The sequence below is a fragment of the Nocardiopsis sp. TNDT3 genome (assembly GCF_003427465.1).
Lineage (GTDB): Bacteria > Actinomycetota > Actinomycetes > Streptosporangiales > Streptosporangiaceae > Nocardiopsis > Nocardiopsis dassonvillei.
Genome location: NZ_QPFC01000740.1, coordinates 1 through 2,478, shown reverse-complemented (window position 1 = coordinate 2,478; position 2,478 = coordinate 1). Strand labels below are relative to the sequence as shown.

Sequence of the window (2,478 nt, the reverse complement as noted above, 5' to 3'; positions counted from 1 at the left end):
GAGCGCCGTCGGCCCCCTCCCGCGCTACTCCTCGTCGTCCTCGCCGTCGGCGGCCGCGTGCAGCCGCGCCAGGTGGTCGCTGTCGTCCTCCCCGTGGCGGCCCAGGTAGATCTCCCTGGCCTCGTCCGCGATGTCGGCCGACTCGTCCTCGAAACCGTAGTCGGCCAGGTCGTCCAGCAGGTCCAGCGCCCGGTGCAGGGCGTCGCCGTCGTCGGGGGACTGGGCGGCCTCCTGCGGGAGGTGGTCCGCGACGATGGCGAGGACGGCGGCCCGCGCCTCGTCCACGGCACTCTCGGATCCGGCCGCGGCGGTCAGCCGGATCCTGGTGATGGGATCCTCGTCGGCCACCAGCATCAGCTGTTCGGCCAGCCAGGAGGCCTCCTGGCCCTCGAGGAACGCGGTCAGCGCCGCGTCGTCAAGCGGTGTGGTCATTGGCAGATCATAGGCCCGCCCGGTGCCTCCACCGACACCGGTGTCCGGGCTCCGGGGCGGGTTCGCGGCCCCGGAAAACACACCCTTTCATCCGATCATCCGATATCAGGTGGCGGGGAAAATTCTTTTCCCCGGGTTACGGGGGTGTTGCCGTGAAGTATCACGTGATAGTGCGTTCATCTGTTCGACAACTCGTATCCGAAAATGCGCCCATGGATCACGGCACAGATGGGAAACGGTTGTATTAATACCCAGCTGTCTATCTTCACAGTCGCTCTCGGAGCGGTCTAGGGTCCACTCAATCGTTCCAGGGCCTGCCGGGCCCCGCACTGAGGTGGACCATGTTCAGGAAGCCTTTCCGAAAGCCGCTGGCCCTCCTGGCCTCCGCGGCCGCGCTCACGCTGGTGGCCACGGCGTGCGCCGAGAGTAACCGCGAGGGCGGGGGGACCGACGCGTCGGAACCCTTCGTCTTCGCCTCCGCGGGCGACATCAAAACCCTCGACCCCTTCCTCACCAGTGACGGTGAGACCTTCCGTTACAGCAGGCAGGTATTCGAAACCCTTCTCGAACACGAATCGGGTGGGACCGAAATCGTCGGCGGACTCGCCGAGGACTGGGAGCAGTCCGAGGACGGCACCGTCTGGACCTTCCACCTGCGCGACGGCGTCCTGTTCCACGACGGCGACGAGTTCAACGCCGAGGCGGTCTGCGCCAACTTCGACCGCTGGTACAACCTCACCGGCGGTTTCCAGAGCTCGAACAACTCCTATTACTGGCAGTCGATCTTCGGCGGCTTCGCGGAGAACGAGAGCGAGGACCTCGCCGAGTCCCGGTACGTCTCCTGCGAGGCCACCGACGAGCTGACCGCGGTCATCACGATCGACGAGTACTCCTCGATCTTCCCCGGCGGCTTCAGCCTCGCCTCGTTCGGCATCATGAGCCCCAGCACGCTGGAGGCCATCGCCGACGCCGAGATCACCGGCGAGGAGGGCAACTTCACCCTCCCCGAGTACACCCAGACGGCCGGAACCGTCGCGGGCACCGGGCCCTTCACCGTCCAGGAGTGGGACCACGACCAGGCCGAGGTGACCCTCCAGCGCTTCGACGACTACTGGGGTGAGGCCGCGGGCTTCGAGACGATGATCCTGCGCGCGATCCCCGACGAGACCGCCCGCCGCCAGGCCCTGGAGGCGGGTGACATCCACGGCTACGACCTGGTCGCCCCCGCCGACGTCGCCCCCCTGTCCGAGGCCGGGTTCCAGGTGCCCACCCGCGGCGTGTTCAACGTCCTGTACATGGCCTACCAGCAGGAGGCCAGCGAGGCGCTCGCCGACCTTGAGGTGCGCCAGGCCCTCGCCCACGCCGTGGACCGCCAGCGCATCGTCGACACGATCCTGCCCGAGGGCGGCGAGGTCGCGAGCCAGTTCCACCCCGACACCCTCGACGGCTGGTCCCCGGACGTGCAGACCTACGAGTACGACCCCGAACTGGCCAGGGAGATGCTGGCGGACGCCGGGCAGGAGGACCTGACCCTGGAGTTCTGCTACCCGACCGACGTCACCCGCCCCTACATGCCCGCGCCGCGCGACATCTTCGACGTCATCGCCGCGGACCTGGAGGCGGTCGGCGTCACCGTGGAGCCGGTCACCTACGAGTGGACCGAGTACGTGCCGCGCACCAACTCGGGTGAGTGCCCGCTGTACCTGCTCGGCTGGACCGGCGACTACAACGACGCCTACAACTTCATCGGCACCTGGTTCTCCCAGTACAACAGCGAGTTCGGCTTCCGTGACGAGGACCTGTTCGAGGCCATGGAGGAGGCGAGCACCAACCCGGACCAGGAGGAGCGCGTCGCCGCCTACCAGGACCTGAACAACCAGATCATGGACATCCTGCCGGGGCTGCCCATCTCCAGCTCCCCGCCGTCCATCGCCTTCTCCGCGAACGTCAACCCGCCCAACGTCAGCCCGCTGACCCAGGAGCAGTTCGCCGAGGCCTCCTGGAAGTAGTCCCCCTCCTCCGCGGGGAGGGGAAGGGCCCGACCGG

At 67.8% G+C, this 2,478-nt stretch carries 2 protein-coding genes; one reads left to right on the top strand and one right to left on the bottom strand.

The window, feature by feature from the left end; all coding sequences use genetic code 11:
- Window positions 1-24: 24 nt before the first annotated feature.
- Entirely contained in the window at window positions 25-432 is a 408-nt protein-coding gene (locus tag DQW06_RS18255; protein ID WP_013154645.1) for a hypothetical protein, read from the bottom strand.
- A gap of 341 nt (window positions 433-773) precedes the next feature.
- Here DQW06_RS18255 and DQW06_RS18250 point away from each other — a divergent pair, with 341 nt between their 5' ends.
- Window positions 774-2,441, top strand: a complete 1,668-nt coding sequence (locus DQW06_RS18250) for an ABC transporter substrate-binding protein (protein WP_071622638.1) — start codon at window positions 774-776, stop codon at window positions 2,439-2,441.
- Window positions 2,442-2,478 lie beyond the last annotated feature (37 nt).